The sequence below is a fragment of the Rhizobium sp. BK098 genome (assembly GCF_014193155.1).
Classification (GTDB): Bacteria; Pseudomonadota; Alphaproteobacteria; order Rhizobiales; family Rhizobiaceae; genus Rhizobium.
Window position 1 is genome coordinate 672,877 of the sequence record NZ_JACHYY010000001.1, and the last position, 17,161, is coordinate 690,037.

A 17,161-nucleotide genomic window follows, 5' to 3' on the forward strand; every position below is an offset into this window, starting at 1 on the left:
CCGGCCATCAGTTTCTTGCAATCAGGCGCCGGCAGCCAGGCTGTTGTGCTTGCGCTTCATGAATTCCTTGGCGGTTTCGACCGCCACGGCGGCGTCGCGGCAATAGGCATCGGCGCCTACGGCCTTGCCGAATTCCTCATTCAGCGGCGCACCGCCAACCAGTACGACGTAGTCATCGCGCAGGCCCTTTTCCTTCAGAGTATCGATGACAACCTTCATGTAGGGCATCGTCGTGGTCAGCAGGGCCGACATGCCGAGAATGTCGGGCTGTTCCCGCTCGATGGCGTCGAGATAGTTTTCGACCGGGTTGTTGATGCCGAGGTCGATGACGTCGAAGCCTGCGCCTTCCATCATCATGCCGACAAGGTTCTTGCCGATGTCATGAATGTCGCCCTTGACGGTGCCGATCACCATTTTGCCGAGCTTCGGCGCGCCGGTCTGCGCCAGAAGCGGACGCAGAATAAACATGCCGGCCTTCATCGCATTGGCGGACAGCAGAACTTCCGGAACGAAGAGAATGCCGTCGCGGAAGTCGATGCCAACGATGCGCATGCCTTCGACCAGCGCTTGGGTCAGAATATCATAGGGCGCCCAGCCACGCTCCAGGAGGATATTGGTGGCTTCCTCGATTTCTTCCTTCAAGCCGTCATACAGGTCGTCATGCATCTGCTGCACGAGCTCTTCGTCAGAAAGTTCCGAGAGAATGATTTCGTCGTCAGACATGCGCTCCATCCCGTTTTCGTGCAATGCATCAGAGACTTGTATAAAACACTGCCGCCATTACGGATAGACCGGAAGGCCGCCAAAACTCTTTTTGAATGCGACGTCGCACGGAACAATCGCGACGGACGAAGAACAGTTGATATTAGCAGTCCATGTCTGTCCTATGCTAATTGCTGGCGCATTAAGGAACGTCCGCTTGGCGGAATCGGGTAGCATGGCGCTTGATAGACGCATCCATGCGCAGGAGTGAGGAAACATCATGGACGATATGATTGAGCAACCGGCTGCAGGCAATGATGGCGGTGGACGGCGTTCGCGCAGCGAGGGCAGGGGTGCGGCAGCGCGGCGTGCTTCGCGCAGCGGCGGTGGGCCGGGTCCTTCGCTCCCCTATATCACCCGCAAGATCGGCGTCTACGAAGTGCTTGACGAAGAGGGCCTGCAGCTCATCGAACGTAACGCCGATACGGTTCTGGAAGAAATCGGCATCGAGTTTCGCGATGACGCGGAAGCGCTGGCGCTCTGGAAGGAGACCGGTGCCGACGTGCGAGGGCAGCGCGTGCACTTTCCGAAGGGCCTTTGCCGCGAGCTTCTGAAGACGGCTCCGAAGGAATTCACCTGGCATGCCCGCAACAGCGCACGCAACGCCCATGTCGGCGGCAAGGCAACGATTTTCGCGCCGGTCTACGGCCCGCCCTTTGTGCGCGATCTCGAGGGCAACCGCCGCTATGCGACGATCGAGGATTTTCGCAATTTCGTGAAGCTCGCCTATATGGCGCCGTCGATGCATTCGTCCGGCGGCACGGTGTGCGAGCCTGTCGATATCCCGGTCAACAAGCGCCATCTCGATATGGTCTACAGCCATATCAAATATTCCGACAAGCCGTTCATGGGCTCGGTGACTGCGCCGGAACGCGCCGAAGACACGATCGCGATGGCGAAGATCGTCTTTGGCGACGATTTTGTTGAAAACAACTGCGTGACGCTGAACCTCATCAATGCCAACTCGCCTATGGTCTTCGACGAGACAATGGTCGGCGCCTTGAAGGTCTATGCGCGTCACAATCAGGCCTCGGTCATTTCGCCCTTCATTCTCTCGGGCGCAATGAGCCCGGTGACGGTCGCAGGCACGCTGACGCAGATTCTGGCCGAAGTGCTGGCGGGTGCTTCCTTTACGCAGCTGATCCGCAAGGGCTCGCCGGTGCTGTTCGGTACCTTCGCAGCATCAATCTCGATGCAGTCGGGTGCGCCGACCTTTGGTACGCCGGAGCCCTCGCTCGTGTCCTACGGCGCGGCACAGCTCGCCCGCCGCCTCGGTCTGCCGTTCCGTACCGGCGGTTCGCTCTGCGGATCGAAGGTGCCAGATGCACAGGCGGCGCATGAATCCGCCAATACGCTGAACATGACGCTGCTGGCTGGCACGAATTTCGTGCTGCACGCTGCGGGATGGCTCGAAGGGGGGCTCGTTTCCTCCTACGAAAAGTTCATGATCGACCAGGATCAGCTCGGCATGATGCAGAAGATGGCCGAAGGGGTGGATCTCTCGGAGAACGGTCAGGCGCTCGATGCCATCCGCGAAGTCGGCCCGGGTAGCCATTATCTCGGCTGCGGCCACACGCAGGCCAACTTCCAATCCGCCTTCTATCGCTCGGCGCTTGCGGACAACAATTCCTTCGAGCAGTGGGAGATCGAAGGCCAGAAGCGCATCGAACAGCGCGCCAATGCGCTTTGCCGTTCCTGGCTCGATCACTACGAAGCGCCGCCGCTCGATCCGGCGATCGACGAGGCTCTTCTGGCCTATATCCAGACGCGCAAGGACTCCATGCCGGACGCTTTCACCTGAAGAGAGCCCGAGGCCGCCAGGGAGCAAGGCGGTGCGACGCGCGTTGCCGACCTCATCCAGAAGGAAGTCTGGCGGCCGCACTATGAATATAAGGGGCCACGGTGAGCCGCGGCCCTCTCATACTCGAACGGCTTCGTGCGGCGCTCGGCGTCGACGGAGTTTTCGTTCGAGGTATAGTGTCCTTCGGCGACGGCGAGGGGCCGCTATTGGCCGATGGCACGGCGGCGCAAAGCGTGGTCCTGCTTGGCAATATCGGCGGCTCGATCTGGATTCCGTTTTCGCGCTGGTGGCAATTGCCCGAGAATGCCGGCCGGCCCGACCCGCTCGACGACTGGTCGAAGATAGTCATCCGGCCAGTTGCAAGTGACTTGGGTGCCACGGCCTATTTTCCTTCGGATCCGCCTTGGCAGCCGTTCCAGCGATGGGCCATGCAGGCCGAAGGCTTGAAGGCATCGCCGCTCGGTATACTGATCCATCCTGTTTATGGCGTGTGGCACGGCTATCGTGGCGCGTTGGGATTTGCAGATGCCATTGAAAATAACCTCGCACCGGCATTTCCTCAGCATCCATGCGATGTATGCGTTGACAAGCCCTGTGTCACTGCCTGCCCGGTAGCGGCCGTAACGACAGCGGGCTTTCATGTTCCAAGCTGTCGCTCGCATTTGCGTACGCGGGAAGGGCAGGCCGACTGCATGGTCGGCGGTTGTCTCGCACGCAATGCCTGCCCGATCGGGGCCGGCTATCGTTATCCCGCCGAACAGCTTGCATTCCATATGGCGGCACTCCAGCTTTAGTTCCCGCGTACTCCTTGTTTCGCCGCATTGCGATGCGTTCTAGCGCTTGTGCTATTGATGCGGAGCTATGCGCTTGATTCGATTGATACTCAGCCTTGCCGTTCTTGCCTTTGCCGCGACCGCCTCGGCCGGTGAGGCCTGCCGCAAGGTTCAGCATCTCGGTGACGGCTACACGGTTTGCACCTTCGATCCCGCCCATTACGACGTCCAGATTTTCCAGAATGACCGCAACGGTAAGCCTTATGGTTCGTTCCGGGCGCTGGAAATGGATCTGCGCCAGGAGCGCGTCTATGTGCGTTTTGCGATGAACGGCGGCATGTATCTCGACGATCAATCTCCCGTCGGTCTCTTCATCGAAAACGGACGCGAGGTGAAGGCGATCAATACCAACAAGGGCTGGGGCAATTTCCATCTCTTGCCGAACGGGGTTTTCTATGTCGATAGAGGCAGGGTCGGGATCGTGGAGAGCAAGGCCTTCGCTGCTTCCGGCATCAAACCTTTTTACGCGACGCAGTCCGGCCCGATGCTGGTCATCGGCGGCAAGCTCCATCCGTCATTTTTGGCCGACAGCCCGAGCTTGAAGACGCGAAACGGCGTTGGCGTTAACTCTGACGGCAAGGTCATCTTCGCCATTTCCGATGGCGCGGTGCGCTTCCACGATTTTGCGACGCTGTTTCGCGACGATCTGAACTGTCCGAATGCCCTGTTTCTCGACGGCAGCATTTCCAGCGTCGACATACCGGAATGGCAAAGGCGCGACAGCCTGTTTCCGCTCGGTCCGATCATCGCGGTGACGCAAATGCTGCCGGGCTAGGGTAGCTCCAATATATAGACAAGAACGCCTTCACGAAGCTCTCCACCGGCTCTCGGTCTCGCAAGGTTTGAGCAAGGCCCATCGCGCAGTTTTCAAGCGAGGGGTTCCAGCGAGTCTTCGAGAAGGATCAACATGCACGCGCAAGCGGAGAAACAGACTGTCGCATCGCATGGCGCGGAACACGCCCTGCCAGCCTTTCCTTTCGGTTGGGAACATCACAAGGATCGGCACTGTATTTGGATCGTCAGCCCAGAGGGCTACGTTCACAGCCGCGCTTTCGAGGATGTTGCCCTCGGCCTTCACTACGCCTTTGCCGAACTCGGTGGCAGTGCACCTCTGGTTACCAATCCGCGAGATTGGAACGGACGCGTACCGATCGTTTACGGCGCAAATTTGCTGCCCTCTGTCGCGGCGCAATGGCTGCCACCTGAGAGCATCATCGTGAATATGGAGCAGGTCTCGGCTGAAAGCAGTTGGATCAATCATCGATATCTCGGACTGCTCAAGAAATTCGCCGTGCTCGATTACAGCGAGCGCAATCGCCAGGGGCTGGCCAGGTTCGGCGTTCCCGCCGAAATTCTCGATGTGGGATACAACAGGCACCTGACGCGTGTGCCCCAAGCGCCGGTGAAGGATATCGACGTTCTCTTTTACGGCTCGGTCAACGAACGCCGCAAGCATGTGCTGGTGGCGCTGCAAGCAAGCGGGCTGAACCTCGTTCACCTGTTCGGTGTCTACGGCACCGAGCGCGACGCTTTCATCGGGCGCTCCAAAATCGTCCTCAACGTGCATCATTTCGACGCCGCGATCTTCGAGATTTGCCGCGTTTCCTTCCTGCTTGCCAATGGCGCCTGCGTCGTCAGCGAGGGCAATATCCACGACCCGGAAGTGGCTGCTTTTGCCAAGGGAATGGCGTTTTGCAATTATGATCGGCTTGTCGAAACCTGCATCGAGCTCGTTCGCGACGACGAGAGACGGTCGGCAATTGCGAGCCGCGGCTTCGGCCTCATGTGCGAGCGCCAGCAGGCGACTATTCTTTCCGCTTTGATGGCGAGGGGCGGCTAGGTTTTTTAGAGCAATTTGGCGGCGAACCGGGCGCCTGTGGCGGGCGGATCGGCAAACGACATGTGAAGGTGGACTGCGACTATGACTGGAAATGAAACGATCTACATCCTCTGCCCACCGAATCATATGACGGGCGGCCCGGAGGCCCTTCACCAACTTTGCGCAAGGCTGACCAAAATCGGGCGCAGCGCCAGGATGGTCTATACCAACGGTTCCGATCACTCCCTGATGCCGTCCCCTGATGGGGAAACCACAATGGTATTTCGGGAATACGAGAATGCCGTTCATCCGCAATATCGGGCCTACGCGACCGAAAGCTCGGACTATATCATCGACAACGAAAACGCGATCGTGGTGTTTCCGGAGATATGGCCGCATCTGATTCCGCTCTTCAAGAAGGCGACTAAAGCCTATTGGTGGTTGAGTTTCGATTACGGCATGCGGCATCTGATGCCGCTGGGCGGCGTACCGTTCCTTCTGGAGAACGACTGCAAGATGCTGTCGCAATCCTCCTATGCCACGGCACAGCTCAGTATTTTGGGCTTCAGCGATGTCTTGCGGATCTCGGATTTTACGACACTGGCAAACAACGTGGCGCCACAGCCGATTCAGCAGCGGCGCGATCTGGTTCTGTTCAACAACAAGGCCGAGGCTTTCGGGCGCCAACTGGCGACCATGTCTCCGCAATATGAATTCAAGATCCTCAGCAACATGTCGCCGACGGAAGTCCATCAAAACATGGCGCAAGCCAAGCTTTACGTCGACTTTGGTCCACATGCCGGCAAGGATCGCATGCCGCGCGAAGCGGCGCTGCTCGGATGCTGCGTGATCACCGGTCGGAACGGCTCGGCCAGCAATTTCGAGGATTTGCCCATTCCGGCCAAATACAAGTTTGGCAATCATCCCCAACGAACGCACGAGATTTCAAGAGCGATCGATGACGTGATCCAGAATTTTCCGGAGAGATTCGAGGATTTCGGTGTCTATCGGCGCTCTATTGCCGTCGAAGAGACAAAGTTCGAATTGGAGGTCTTCAGTGTATTCGGGCAGGTCTGATCGAAAGTTGGCGGCAAGGGGGTTGGTCTCGCGATCATGATCAATTTCGCCGATGTTGACTTGCTTGTTGTTGGCGCCGGTTTCTATGGCGCGACGCTCGCGGAGCGGGTGGCCAACGAGCTGCAGAAGAACGTGCTTCTGATCGACCGCCGGAAACATGTCGGCGGCAATGCCTATAGCGAGTTCGATAGCGAGACCGGTATCGAGGTTCACCGCTACGGCGCGCATCTCTTTCATACGCCGAACGAACTGGTCTGGACCTATCTCAACAGGTTCACCGCATTCACCGACTATAAGCATCGTGTCTATTCGACCTATCGCGATCAAGTCTATTCGATGCCGATCAACCTCGGCACGATCTCGCAATTCTTCAATCGACGCCTTTCGCCCGACCAGGCGAGGGCACTGATTGCGGACCAGGCGGCGGAAATGGCCGGCCGCTATCCGGCCAATCTGGAAGAGAAGGCGATTTCTCTGATCGGCCGGCCCTTGTATGAGGCGTTTATCCGCGGCTATACGGCCAAGCAGTGGCAAACGGATCCGCGTGACCTGCCCGAACACATCATTACGCGCCTGCCGGTCCGCTACACCTTCGACAATCGCTATTTCAACGACAAGTATGAGGGCCTGCCGGTCGACGGGTATACGGCGATTTTCGAGAGGATGCTGAAGCATCCGAAGATCCGAATTGCCCTGGGCGTCGATTTCTTCTCGCTAAAATCAACGCTGCCGGCTGGGCTTCCGATCGTCTATACCGGCCCGATCGACCGCTATTTCGATTATTCCGAAGGCGAGTTGGGCTGGCGCACCATCGACTTTGAGAAAGAGACGCTGAACACCGGCGACTTCCAGGGGATGGCGGTCATGAATTATGCCGATGAAACAATCCCCTACACGCGTATCCTCGAGTTTCGGCATTTCAATCCCGAGCGAAGCTACCAGACCGAAAAGACGGTCGTTGTGCGGGAATATTCACGATCGGCGAAGCGCGTCGATGAACCCTATTATCCAATCGACACGCGTCAGGACAAGGAGATATTCCTGCGCTATCGCGAGCGGGCCGAGGCGGAGGCGAATGTCCATTTCGGCGGGCGGCTCGGCACCTACCGATATCTCGACATGCACCAGGCCATCGGCGCTGCCTTGAAGGCCTTCGACAGCCGGATTGTTCCGCATTTCACCGAGGGCCGCGCTATCGGCGGTGAAAGATAGGCGATTGCCCGTTACGCGCCGATATTCGGCGCGTAACTGTCGGCAGTGCCGAACAAGGCTCAAGGCAAAAATACCCGATTCGCAGGGGGAAGCTCGGTTGTCGGGCTTTCCTTAAATTGCTTAGGAGCGCCGGCGACGCTCACGCGCCGGAGCGGCGCCGCCTTCGTTGGCCGTCTTGTTGCGCATGGGGCCAATCCGCTCGATAATCGTCTCCAGCGTCGGGCGAGCGCCGGGCACGTAGCTGTCCAGCGCCTCCCGCATGGCGGCCAGATGGCCGCAGGAGGTGCCGCAGCATCCGCCGATGATCTTGGCTCCGGCATCGCGCGCGAGACGGGCATAGTCGGCCATCAGCGGCGGTGTGCCGGAATAATGGATCTCTGCGCCACGATATTCGGGAATGCCGCAATTACCCTTGACGATAACGATGGCGGCCGGGTCTGCCTCCGTCATGTCGAGGAGGCTGGACAGGATATCCGATGCGCCGACGCCGCAATTGGCGCCGACCGCGAGCGGCCCTGCACCGATATCGGTGGCGACGGCATGAATATCCTTCGGGTGTAGGCCCATCATCGTCTTGCCGGCCGTGTCGAACGAGCCGGTATATGTATAGGGCAAGCCGACCTTGGCAGCGGCTTCGGCAGCAGCGCGGATCTCGTCCGGCGAAGACATGGTTTCGATCCAGGCAACATCGGCACCGCCGGCCTGAAGGCCTTCCATCTGCTCGACGAAGGCTGCGACGGCGTCTTCATAGGTCAAGGCGCCGAGCGGCATCAGCAACTCGCCCGTCGGCCCTACCGAGCCGCCGACGATGACCTTGCGGCCGGCCTTGTCGGCAACGGCACGGGCGATCTCGGCCGCCGTCTTATTGAGACTGTGCACGCGATCCTGAGCATGATGAAGCTTGAGGCGATGGCGCGTGCCGCCGAAGGTATTGGTGAGGATGATGTCGGCGCCGGCATCGACGAAATCCTGATGCAGTTTCGTGATCCGGTCGGGATGCTGTTCGTTCCAGAGCTCGGGCGCTTCGCCGGCCTCCAGGCCCATGGCAAAGAGGTTCGTGCCGGTTGCGCCGTCGGCAAGCAGTACGCCTTTTTCGGCAAGCAGATCGCTCAAGGGATTGGTGGCGACGGTCATAGTGTGTCCTCGGATGCGGCGGCTCTAAAGAGTGTCAAATGCAGATATAAACATTTCTTTATGTGAACACAACGACAAGATGGCTGCCCCATATGTCGACGCGGCAACAAGACAGAAAAAGCGCCCCCGTAAGGGCGCTTTGTCACTTGAGATGAAAATCGCGCCGTCAGGCTGCTGCCATTTCTGCCGTGTCGTGTGTCGTGGGCGTGACCATGGCGGCGATGATGCTTTGCAGATCGATCGTGCCGATAGGCTTGCCGCTCGCATCCGTGACGACGGCTCCTGTCTGGCCCGCCTCGGTGATCTGCTTGGCGGCGACTTCCAGCGTCATGTCGCCAGGCACGCGCGTGCCGCTGGGTTCGCCCGAAAGCGGCTTCATGATTGTCTGAGCTTGGATGACGCGACCGCGGTTCACCTCCTTAACAAAGGCCGTGATATAGTCGTCGGCAGGCTGCAGCACGATCTCCTGACCGGTGCCCTGCTGCACGACCTTGCCGTCGCGCAGGATTGCGATCTTATCGCCAAGGCGCAGGGCCTCGTCGAGATCGTGGGTGATGAAGACGACAGTCTTCTTCAACTCCTTCTGCAGATCGAGCAGCACCGTCTGCATATCCACGCGGATCAGCGGATCGAGCGCCGAATAGGCTTCGTCCATTAGCAGGATGTCGGCATCGTTCGTCAGCGCCCGGGCAAGGCCGACGCGTTGCTGCATGCCGCCGGAAAGCTGGTTCGGATAGTGCCTTTCGAACCCTCTCAGTCCGACGCGTTCGATCCAATACTGACCCTTCTTTTCGCTTTCGGAGCGCGGCACGCCCTGGATATCCAGGCCGTAGATCGTATTCTCGATCACCGTGCGGTGCGGCAGCAGTGCAAATTTCTGGAATACCATCGCCGTTCTGTGGCGGCGGAATTCGCGCAGGTCGTTTTCGTTCATCTTGCAAACGTCGACGCCGTCATAGAGCACTTCGCCGGCGGTCGGCTCGATCAGGCGGTTGATGTGACGGATCAGCGTCGATTTGCCCGAGCCGGAAAGGCCCATGACGACGGTGATGGCGCCGGCCGGCATGTCGATGTTGATATCCTGCAGGCCGAGCACATGACCATGCGTCTCGTTGAGTTCGGCTTTACCCAAGCCGTTCTTGACCTGGTCGACATAGTCGCGTCCGCGAGGGCCGAAAATCTTGTAGAGGTTTTTTATCTGGATCGCGTGACTAGCCATGGATGACCTCCGAGTGCTTCTGGAGCCGTCTGCCATAGGCCTGGCTCGTTCGGTCGAAAATGATGGCGATGGCGACCAATGCGAAACCGTTGAGGAAACCGACGGTGAAGAACTGATTGTTGATCGCCTGCAGCGTATTTCGGCCGAGCCCGCCGACGCCGACCATGGAGGCGACGACGACCATAGCGAGCGACATCATGATGGTCTGGTTGATGCCGGCCATGATGGTGGGCAGTGCGAGCGGGATCTGCACGTTGAACAGCTTCTGGCGATGCGACGACCCGAAAGCGTCGGCGGCTTCCAGCACTTCCTTGTCCACGAGGCGGATGCCGAGATTGGTCAGGCGGATCATCGGTGGGACGGCATAGATGACGACGGCGATAAGACCCGGCACCTTGCCGATGCCGAAGATGACGACGACCGGGATCAGATAAACGAAGCTCGGCATGGTCTGCATGACATCGAGGATCGGATTGACGATCGATTGCAGCCGGTCTGAGCGCGCCATCAATATGCCGATCGGCAGGCCAATGACGATGGCGATCAGCGTACAGACCGTTACCATCGCGAGCGTGATCATCGTGTCGGTCCAAAGGCCGCAGACGCCGATGAGGATCATGGAGATCGCGGTGCCGGCAACAATTTTCAGGTTGCGGCTTGCTGCATAGACGACGAGCATCATCACGATGAGCACGATGAACCAGGGCGTATTGGTAAATGCCCATTCGAGATAGTTCAGAAACCATTGCAGCGGCTGCACGATGGCATCGATGAGAGTGCCGTAGGCGCGTACGGACGCCCTGAAGCCGTCGTCGATATTCTTGCGCGCGAGGCGTATGAGCGATTCATCTATTGCCGGAAAGTTGCAGAGCACATTCGGCAGGATCGTACACTGAATAGCCATGTATTTCCCCTTCTTGGTCCGGTTTTGTCCCGCTCCGCCCGTGTGGCCTTCACGTGCGGATGGCTTGCAGCGCTGCGACCGGTTCTTCAGGCTGCCCTTGCATTCTTACTATATTCGCCACCATCAATCTGCACTCGTTGCGACCTTGTGCCGAGCCGCACTGTCGGTATGAGCGTCGTTTGAGGTGTTCTGCGCGAATATGAAATCGGCGGCAGGCACGAGGCCACCGCCGATTCAGCAACATGGATCAGAGCGATGCCTTGATCTTGGTGGCGACGTCCGGAGCGACCCACTTGGTCCACATATCGGGGTAGGTCTTGAGGAAGTACTTGGCGCCGTCCTCGTTCGTACCCTGATTGTCGGTCATCCAGGCGAGAACCTTGCCGACCGTGGCGTTATCCCACTTGCGGGTCTTCATGTAGTCCATGGCGATGCCGGCCTTTGCGGCAAAGTCCTTGGTCACGACGGTATAGACGTCCGAAACCGGATAGGAGTTCACCTTCGGATTGGCGCAATCCTGCTGCGACGTGCAGGCATCCCAATCCTTCTTGTCATGCGGCACGTTGAAGCTCAGGCGAACCATCTCGTACTTGCCGAGGATGGCTGTCGGAGCCCAATAGTAACCGAGCCAGCCGGTCTTCTTTTCGAAGGCATTGGCGATCGAACCGTCGAGACCTGCGGCGGAGCCGGTATCGACAAGCGTGAAGCCGAGCTTGTCGGCGCCAAGAGCCTTGTAGAGGTTGGTCGTGGAGATCTGGCAGTTCCAACCTGCCGGGCAGTCATAGACGGCACCCTTGGACGGATCTTCGGGCGCAGGGAAGAGTTCGGGATGCTTGAGGGCGTCCTGAACGGTCTTGATGTCCGGATGGGCGTCGGCGAGGAACTTCGGAATCCACCAGCCTTCGACGCCGCCGTCGCTCAGAAGCGGTGCGGCCACAATCAAGCGGCCCTCGGATACGGCCTTGTCGAGCGCGGTGCGCACAGCGTTTACCCAAAGCTCTGGTGCGACGTCAGGCTGACCTTTTTCGTTCATGGAGGCAAAGGTCGGCTGTGTATCGCCGGTTACCAGAGTGACATTGCAGCCGTAACCGTTCTGCAGGATGATCTTGTCGACCTGCGCGGCGACGCCTGCGGATGCCCAGTTCATTTCAGCAATGGATACACTGCCGCAATCCGCAGCGTGCGCCGAGCCAGCCAAAGCATAGGCGCCGAATGCGAAGATGGCTGAAGCGAGAAGCTTCTTCATTGATATCGTCTCCCAATTTTTCGTTACGTTGCGGAAATCGACCCTAATGCGTTCGATTTCTGTCGATCCCCTGTCAGCGCGGTCCAATTGCAACCGTTCATACGCCGCTGACGACGCCCGTACGGTCCCCTTTGCTGCCGTCGTGCATCTGGTCTTTTTGCGACCGCTGAACTTTATCGCGGCCGGGCATTCTTTGCATCGACATCAGGCAGCGTAAGGATTTGGATGAAGAAATCAACAGCCGGTCGTCCGATGGACGTTATCGTGTCTCTTGGAGAAGCTTAATTAAGCGCCTGAATTAGCCTATTTTCTGCCATTCATGGCTGTAAAACGTCCATCACATGGCTTGCTCAAAGCTTTGCCACCCAGGCGGATTTGAATGGTGCTCAAATATCGTGTCCCTGGAAGACGTTTTATATCTCATTTGCGTCGTTTGCGATTTCTCAACGCAAAGCGGAAAATTTTCAAAAAATTTTCAGATTCACTCTAATTTAAGCACTTAATAACCCTCCAGTAACGATGTCGGTTTATCAATCGATGCGTGGCGGGGGACAACCGCTGCTTCCCTGGATCAGGTATAGCGTACCGGGGAATGCGAACCTTGCGGTGTATGTGCAGGGAAGCCGGCGTTTTTGGCAAACCGTGTCGATCTCTGGATCGCGCGGTTTTCGCGCTTTAAAGAGCGCCGTTACAAGACAGTTTTCTGTGTGAGAGCGGCAATCCGCTCCGATCCCGACATTGAGCAAAAATATAGCCGCCGATGCTATCGCATGGCGGCTTCTCGTGTGTTGGACTAGCGGCTTGACGCGCTATCAGCCAACATTATACGTGCGGATGAAGCCCACCGTGCCGAAGCGCGTATCGAGCTGCTGCAGCCGGCTCTCGGGGCGGTGAGCCGGAAGCTTGCCGTTCCAGGCGATCTGGATGGAATTCTGTCTGTTGAAGATGAAAAGCATTGGGGTATCCTCCGACCCGGACCGGCCGGTTTCGTTGTTTGTTTTCGCGATGGAGATAATCCTCTTCCGCGTAACTCACAATGGATGAAATCGTCATCCAATGTCGCAAACAGAGCATATCGGACGATGATGCATTTTTGTATCGTGTCGGTGGGCTCCGAGGGGCGGAGATCGCGGCAAAATCAAGGCAGAATCCAGCGTTTTCAGTGGCTGTAGCATATCAAGGTGGTGAGGAATGACGAGAGCGATCATGCTGCAGGGAACCGGCTCCGATGTCGGAAAAACGGTATTGGTCGCGGGCTTGTGCCGGCTGTTCGCAAACCGGGGCGTGAGAGTGCGCCCGTTCAAGCCACAGAACATGTCGAACAATGCCGCCGTTGCCGAAGATGGCGGCGAAATCGGACGCGCCCAGTGGCTGCAGTCGCTGGCGTCACGCGTTCCCTCATCGGTTCATATGAATCCGGTGTTGTTGAAGCCGCAATCGGAAACCGGCAGCCAGATCATCGTGCAGGGCAAGGTCTGGGGCCAAGCCAATGGCCGGGACTATCAGGCGCTCAAACCGCAATTGCTCGGCGCGGTGCTTGAGAGCTTCGCCACGATGCGGGCGGGGACCGATCTCGTCATCGTCGAGGGGGCAGGCTCGCCCGCCGAGATCAATTTGCGGCGCGGCGACATCGCCAATATGGGCTTTGCGACACGCGCTAATGTCCCCGTCGTGCTGGTCGGCGACATAGACCGCGGCGGCGTGATCGCGTCGCTGGTCGGCACGTACCATATCTTGCCGGAGGAAGATCGGCGGATGATCCGCGGCTATCTGATCAATAAGTTCCGTGGCGATGTCTCCCTCTTCGCTGAGGGTATCGAGGCAATTGGTAGCTTCACGGGGTGGCACTGCCATGGTGTCGTCCCCTGGCTGAAGGCGGCGGCGCGCCTGCCGGCGGAGGATTCGGTCGTATTGGAGCGACTTGCTCGGGGTTCCTCTGGCGCGCTCAAGGTCGCCGTACCCGTGCTGTCGCGCATCGCCAATTTCGACGACCTCGATCCGCTGCGGGCCGAACCGGATGTCGATTTGGTGTTCGTCCGCGCTGGAGAGCGCTTGCCTGCCGATGCAGCGCTCGTGGTGCTGCCGGGTTCGAAGTCTACGATCGGTGATCTCCTTAATCTGCGCGAGCAGGGATGGGACCGTGATATAGCCGCGCATGTTCGCCGCGGCGGCCGCGTCATCGGCATTTGCGGCGGCTACCAGATGCTCGGCCACATGGTCCATGATCCACTTGGCATCGAAGGATCGGTGACCGAGACGCCGGGATTGGGCCTGTTGGATATCGAGACGGAGATGGCGCCGGAAAAGACCCTGCGCAACAGCACTGCCGTCTCCAAAGAGTATGATGTGCCGTTATCGGGCTATGAAATCCATCTCGGCGTGACGCGGGGCCGGGACTGCGAGCGGCCATCGGCCATGATCGACGGGCGGCCTGATGGAGCCGTATCGCCGGATGGTCGCATCATGGGCACATATCTGCATGGCCTTTTCAGCAGTGACAGCTATCGGGCAAAGCTGCTGGCAAGCTTCGGCCTCTCCGGCGAGCGCATGAACTATCGCGCCAGCGTCGACGCGGCTTTGGACGAAGTTGCAGCAGAGCTGGAAGCTGTGCTCGATCCCGCCTGGCTCGACGGTCTGGTCGCCTAGAGTTCGCCGGAGACTTCCCGGCGGCGGCGGTCGAGTTCTTCGCTGTAGCGACGCAGCGTATAGCTCTCCGTCAGCAGGCCGATGACCTTGCGTTCGATGAGGTCGTTGACGACGACGAGCGCTTCGCTCTTCGTCTGCTCGAACATGGCTGCTGCCTGCTTGGCGTTCATTTGCGGCTGCAAAAATTCATTGCGCAGCTGGATGAAATCGGAAAGACCGTGTTCCTCGTCATCCTTTTCGACGGGGCTCGCATAGACGTCGGGTACGAGAACCAATCCGGAATATTTTTCGTTCTTGTCAACCAGGATGACCCGCTGCGCCGAGCCGATCGGGAAATTCCTGCGGAATTCCTCGATGCTCATGTCGATGCTGGCCGTATGCACATCGGGGCGCATCATGCGGGCGACGGTCAGGTTGCGGATCCAGCCGACATCGTGAGCGCTGCGGATGCTCTCGCCGCGCAAATGGAAGCGCCACGTGGCGAAGGAGTAGCCGAAGGTCGTGCGCACCACCAGCGAGGAGGTGATGACCGCCGCCAGAACCAGGGCGGTGATCGGAAAATCTCCGGTGATTTCGAGCGCCAGGAAGGTCATGGTAAGCGGCCCGCCAATGATCGCGACGGCAAGCGAGCTCATGCCGACGACTGCGTAGACGGCCGGCGTCAGCGTGGCGTGATCGAAATAAGGTGCGCAATAGGCGAAGATCTTACCGAGCAGCGCACCCATGAACAACGACGCAAAGAAGAGACCGCCTCTGAAGCCGGAGCCGATCGAGACCGCTGATGCCAGGGACTTCAGGACGAAGACGCCGACAAGTGCACTCAGCGTCACATCGGCCGATAGGTTAAGATGCAGGGCGCCGTGGCCGGCAGACAGAACCTGTGGCGAGATCAACGCCAGTGTTCCCACCACCAAGCCGCCAAGTGCAGGGCGGAAAGGCGGCGCGATCGAGCTTTTGCGCGCCAGTTCCTCGACCCATGCGACGCCCTGCATGATCAGGATGCCGATACCGGCGCAGAAGGCGCCGAGCAGGATGGCCGGAAGATAATCCGCCGGCACGATCGCCCCGAAGTGATCGATATCGATGGCAAAGTCGTCGCCGGCAAGCAGTCTTGCGATCATTGTGGATATCAGCGCCGAAACGACGACGGGTGTCAGGGTCACGATCGAATAGCTGCCGATGATCAGCTCGAAGGCGTAGAAGGCGCCGGTGAGCGGCGCGTTGAAAGCGGCGGCGATGGCGCCGGCCGCGCCGCAGCCGACGAGCATGCGCAGATCCGCGCGGCGCATCTGCATCTTGTAGCCGAATTTGGAGGCGATGCCGGCGGCAATCTGCGTGTAGCCGGCCTCAAGTCCGACAGAGGCGCCGAATCCATTCGAGATCAGGTTCTGCACGGCAACGATGATACTGTCGGTGAGCGACATGCGACCGCCGTGCAGCGCATTGGCTTCGATCGGGTCGACCATCGGCTTTTTGCGTGTGCGGGACAATATGTAGAGCAGGATGCCGAGAATGATGCCACCTGCGATCGGTGCGATGAACACTACCGATTTGTCCCGAATTGCCATTGCCGCCGAACTCAAGCGTTCGTAGTCGGTTATGCCATAGATGACGCTGTGAAGTTTGCGCGAGATATAGCTCATCGCCGTGACCGCACAGCCGGATACTATGCCTACCAGCGCTCCGGCGAAGACAAGTCCCAATTCGCCACGGCGCAGCAATGCCCTGAAGCGACCGAGATCGAATAGGGCCGAGAAGACGCCGAGGCGTCGCGGTTGGAATTTCTGCAGCATGGGAAACGGACGATACGTTTTACTCGAATGTGAGAGCTTACCCTCTATAAACTCCTAACATCAAAGAAATACGGCAAAAAAGCCGCTGGTTTCATGAGAATTTTCCGCCGATTTCGCAATCGGGACGGCGCAGGTCGCATCCATGCCCTTGATTGACTTGACGTAAGTGAAAGCCTAATCATTGCCGGCATAACGAATGGTTCCCGAGCGGCGATCTGCCGCATGGGATGAAAAGGGAATGTGGAGGGACGGACCCAATCCGGGCGTTCTCATCACAGCCGACCCCGCGACTGTAGAGCGGTCAGGGTCTTTCATTCGGTTCGAAGCCTATTCTGTCGATGGTTCGCATGGGGCGAACGGGGCGGGACAGGCTCAAGTCGAAAAAGCCACTGGCGTGGCATCATGATTAACCGGGGCTGGACGCCTCTTATTCTACGAATCGTCCGCCTTTTCATGATGGACTGCCGGGAAGGCGAGAAAGATCCGCTTGTGCACGATTGGGGGCGACCGGTTTCGGTCCGCCCCCGTCGCGGCGCCTTATCCGCGAGCCAGGAGACCTGCCATGCGTGCCAGGCACAAAGCCTATTATGGAACGTCAGTTCCGCTGCCAGCACGGAGGTTGTCATGGCGCAAGACGAGTTTTTTTCGGCGTTTGGACGCCTGTTTCCCGGTATCGACTTAGTGCTGGTGGCGCTCGCTTTTGCGTGTGAGCGGG

At 58.8% G+C, this 17,161-nt stretch carries 14 protein-coding genes and 1 riboswitch; of the genes, 7 read left to right on the forward strand and 7 right to left on the reverse strand.

Translation table 11 applies throughout. From position 1 onward, the window contains the following. Positions 1 to 21: 21 nt before the first annotated feature. Complete coding sequence (locus tag FHT73_RS03265; RefSeq protein WP_112334822.1) at positions 22 to 723, reverse strand: B12-binding domain-containing protein; 702 nt, start codon at positions 721 to 723, stop codon at positions 22 to 24. A gap of 259 nt (positions 724 to 982) precedes the next feature. Between FHT73_RS03265 and FHT73_RS03270 the strand changes: the two genes are divergently transcribed. The 6 genes from FHT73_RS03270 (at position 983) to glf (ending at position 7,504) form a co-directional block, all read left to right on the forward strand. Then, positions 983 to 2,563 (forward strand): trimethylamine methyltransferase family protein, encoded by a 1,581-nt coding sequence (locus FHT73_RS03270; protein WP_183709786.1) that lies wholly within the window; start codon positions 983 to 985, stop codon positions 2,561 to 2,563. Between the two features lie 101 nt (positions 2,564 to 2,664). Beyond that, entirely contained in the window at positions 2,665 to 3,357 is a 693-nt protein-coding gene (locus FHT73_RS03275) for a 4Fe-4S dicluster domain-containing protein (protein WP_183709788.1), read from the forward strand. A gap of 73 nt (positions 3,358 to 3,430) precedes the next feature. Then, positions 3,431 to 4,171: a phosphodiester glycosidase family protein gene (locus FHT73_RS03280; RefSeq protein WP_183709790.1), complete on the forward strand. Its 741-nt coding sequence runs from the start codon at positions 3,431 to 3,433 to the stop codon at positions 4,169 to 4,171. Positions 4,172 to 4,303: 132 nt separating this feature from the next. Then, positions 4,304 to 5,236, forward strand: a complete 933-nt coding sequence (locus FHT73_RS03285; RefSeq protein ID WP_183709792.1) for a hypothetical protein — start codon at positions 4,304 to 4,306, stop codon at positions 5,234 to 5,236. A gap of 255 nt (positions 5,237 to 5,491) precedes the next feature. Further along, positions 5,492 to 6,292: a hypothetical protein gene (locus FHT73_RS03290; protein ID WP_112605464.1), complete on the forward strand. Its 801-nt coding sequence runs from the start codon at positions 5,492 to 5,494 to the stop codon at positions 6,290 to 6,292. Between the two features lie 36 nt (positions 6,293 to 6,328). Further along, complete coding sequence (glf, locus tag FHT73_RS03295; RefSeq protein WP_183709794.1) at positions 6,329 to 7,504, forward strand: UDP-galactopyranose mutase; 1,176 nt, start codon at positions 6,329 to 6,331, stop codon at positions 7,502 to 7,504. Between the two features lie 120 nt (positions 7,505 to 7,624). On the opposite strand, the gene bmt is transcribed toward glf, so the two are convergent. From bmt to FHT73_RS03320, 5 genes are all read right to left on the reverse strand, one after another. Beyond that, positions 7,625 to 8,638 carry a betaine--homocysteine S-methyltransferase gene (gene bmt / locus FHT73_RS03300; protein ID WP_183709796.1) on the reverse strand — a complete coding sequence of 338 codons (1,014 nt, stop codon included), beginning with the start codon at positions 8,636 to 8,638 and terminating at the stop codon, positions 7,625 to 7,627. Positions 8,639 to 8,804: 166 nt separating this feature from the next. Next, on the reverse strand, positions 8,805 to 9,857 hold the full coding sequence (locus FHT73_RS03305; RefSeq protein ID WP_112605470.1) for a glycine betaine/L-proline ABC transporter ATP-binding protein: 1,053 nt from the start codon (positions 9,855 to 9,857) through the stop codon (positions 8,805 to 8,807). Next, positions 9,850 to 10,761: a proline/glycine betaine ABC transporter permease gene (locus tag FHT73_RS03310; RefSeq protein WP_112334613.1), complete on the reverse strand. Its 912-nt coding sequence runs from the start codon at positions 10,759 to 10,761 to the stop codon at positions 9,850 to 9,852. The genes FHT73_RS03305 and FHT73_RS03310 overlap by 8 nt, the downstream gene beginning before the upstream one ends. A 247-nt stretch (positions 10,762 to 11,008) precedes the next feature. Next, the gene (locus tag FHT73_RS03315; RefSeq protein ID WP_112334614.1) at positions 11,009 to 12,007 is read right to left on the reverse strand and encodes an ABC transporter substrate-binding protein; all 999 of its coding nucleotides are present in this window, start codon (positions 12,005 to 12,007) and stop codon (positions 11,009 to 11,011) included. 812 nt (positions 12,008 to 12,819) lie between these two features. Beyond that, positions 12,820 to 12,963, reverse strand: a complete 144-nt coding sequence (locus FHT73_RS03320; RefSeq protein ID WP_015340209.1) for a hypothetical protein — start codon at positions 12,961 to 12,963, stop codon at positions 12,820 to 12,822. 235 nt (positions 12,964 to 13,198) lie between these two features. Between FHT73_RS03320 and FHT73_RS03325 the strand changes: the two genes are divergently transcribed. Next, the gene (locus tag FHT73_RS03325) at positions 13,199 to 14,653 is read left to right on the forward strand and encodes a cobyric acid synthase (RefSeq protein ID WP_183709798.1); all 1,455 of its coding nucleotides are present in this window, start codon (positions 13,199 to 13,201) and stop codon (positions 14,651 to 14,653) included. Here the strand turns inward: FHT73_RS03325 and FHT73_RS03330 are convergent. Continuing rightward, positions 14,650 to 16,446: a chloride channel protein gene (locus FHT73_RS03330; RefSeq protein WP_183709800.1), complete on the reverse strand. Its 1,797-nt coding sequence runs from the start codon at positions 16,444 to 16,446 to the stop codon at positions 14,650 to 14,652. The two genes, FHT73_RS03325 and FHT73_RS03330, sit on opposite strands and share 4 nt — an antisense overlap. A gap of 180 nt (positions 16,447 to 16,626) precedes the next feature. Continuing rightward, positions 16,627 to 17,026, forward strand: a riboswitch (cobalamin riboswitch). Positions 17,027 to 17,161 lie beyond the last annotated feature (135 nt).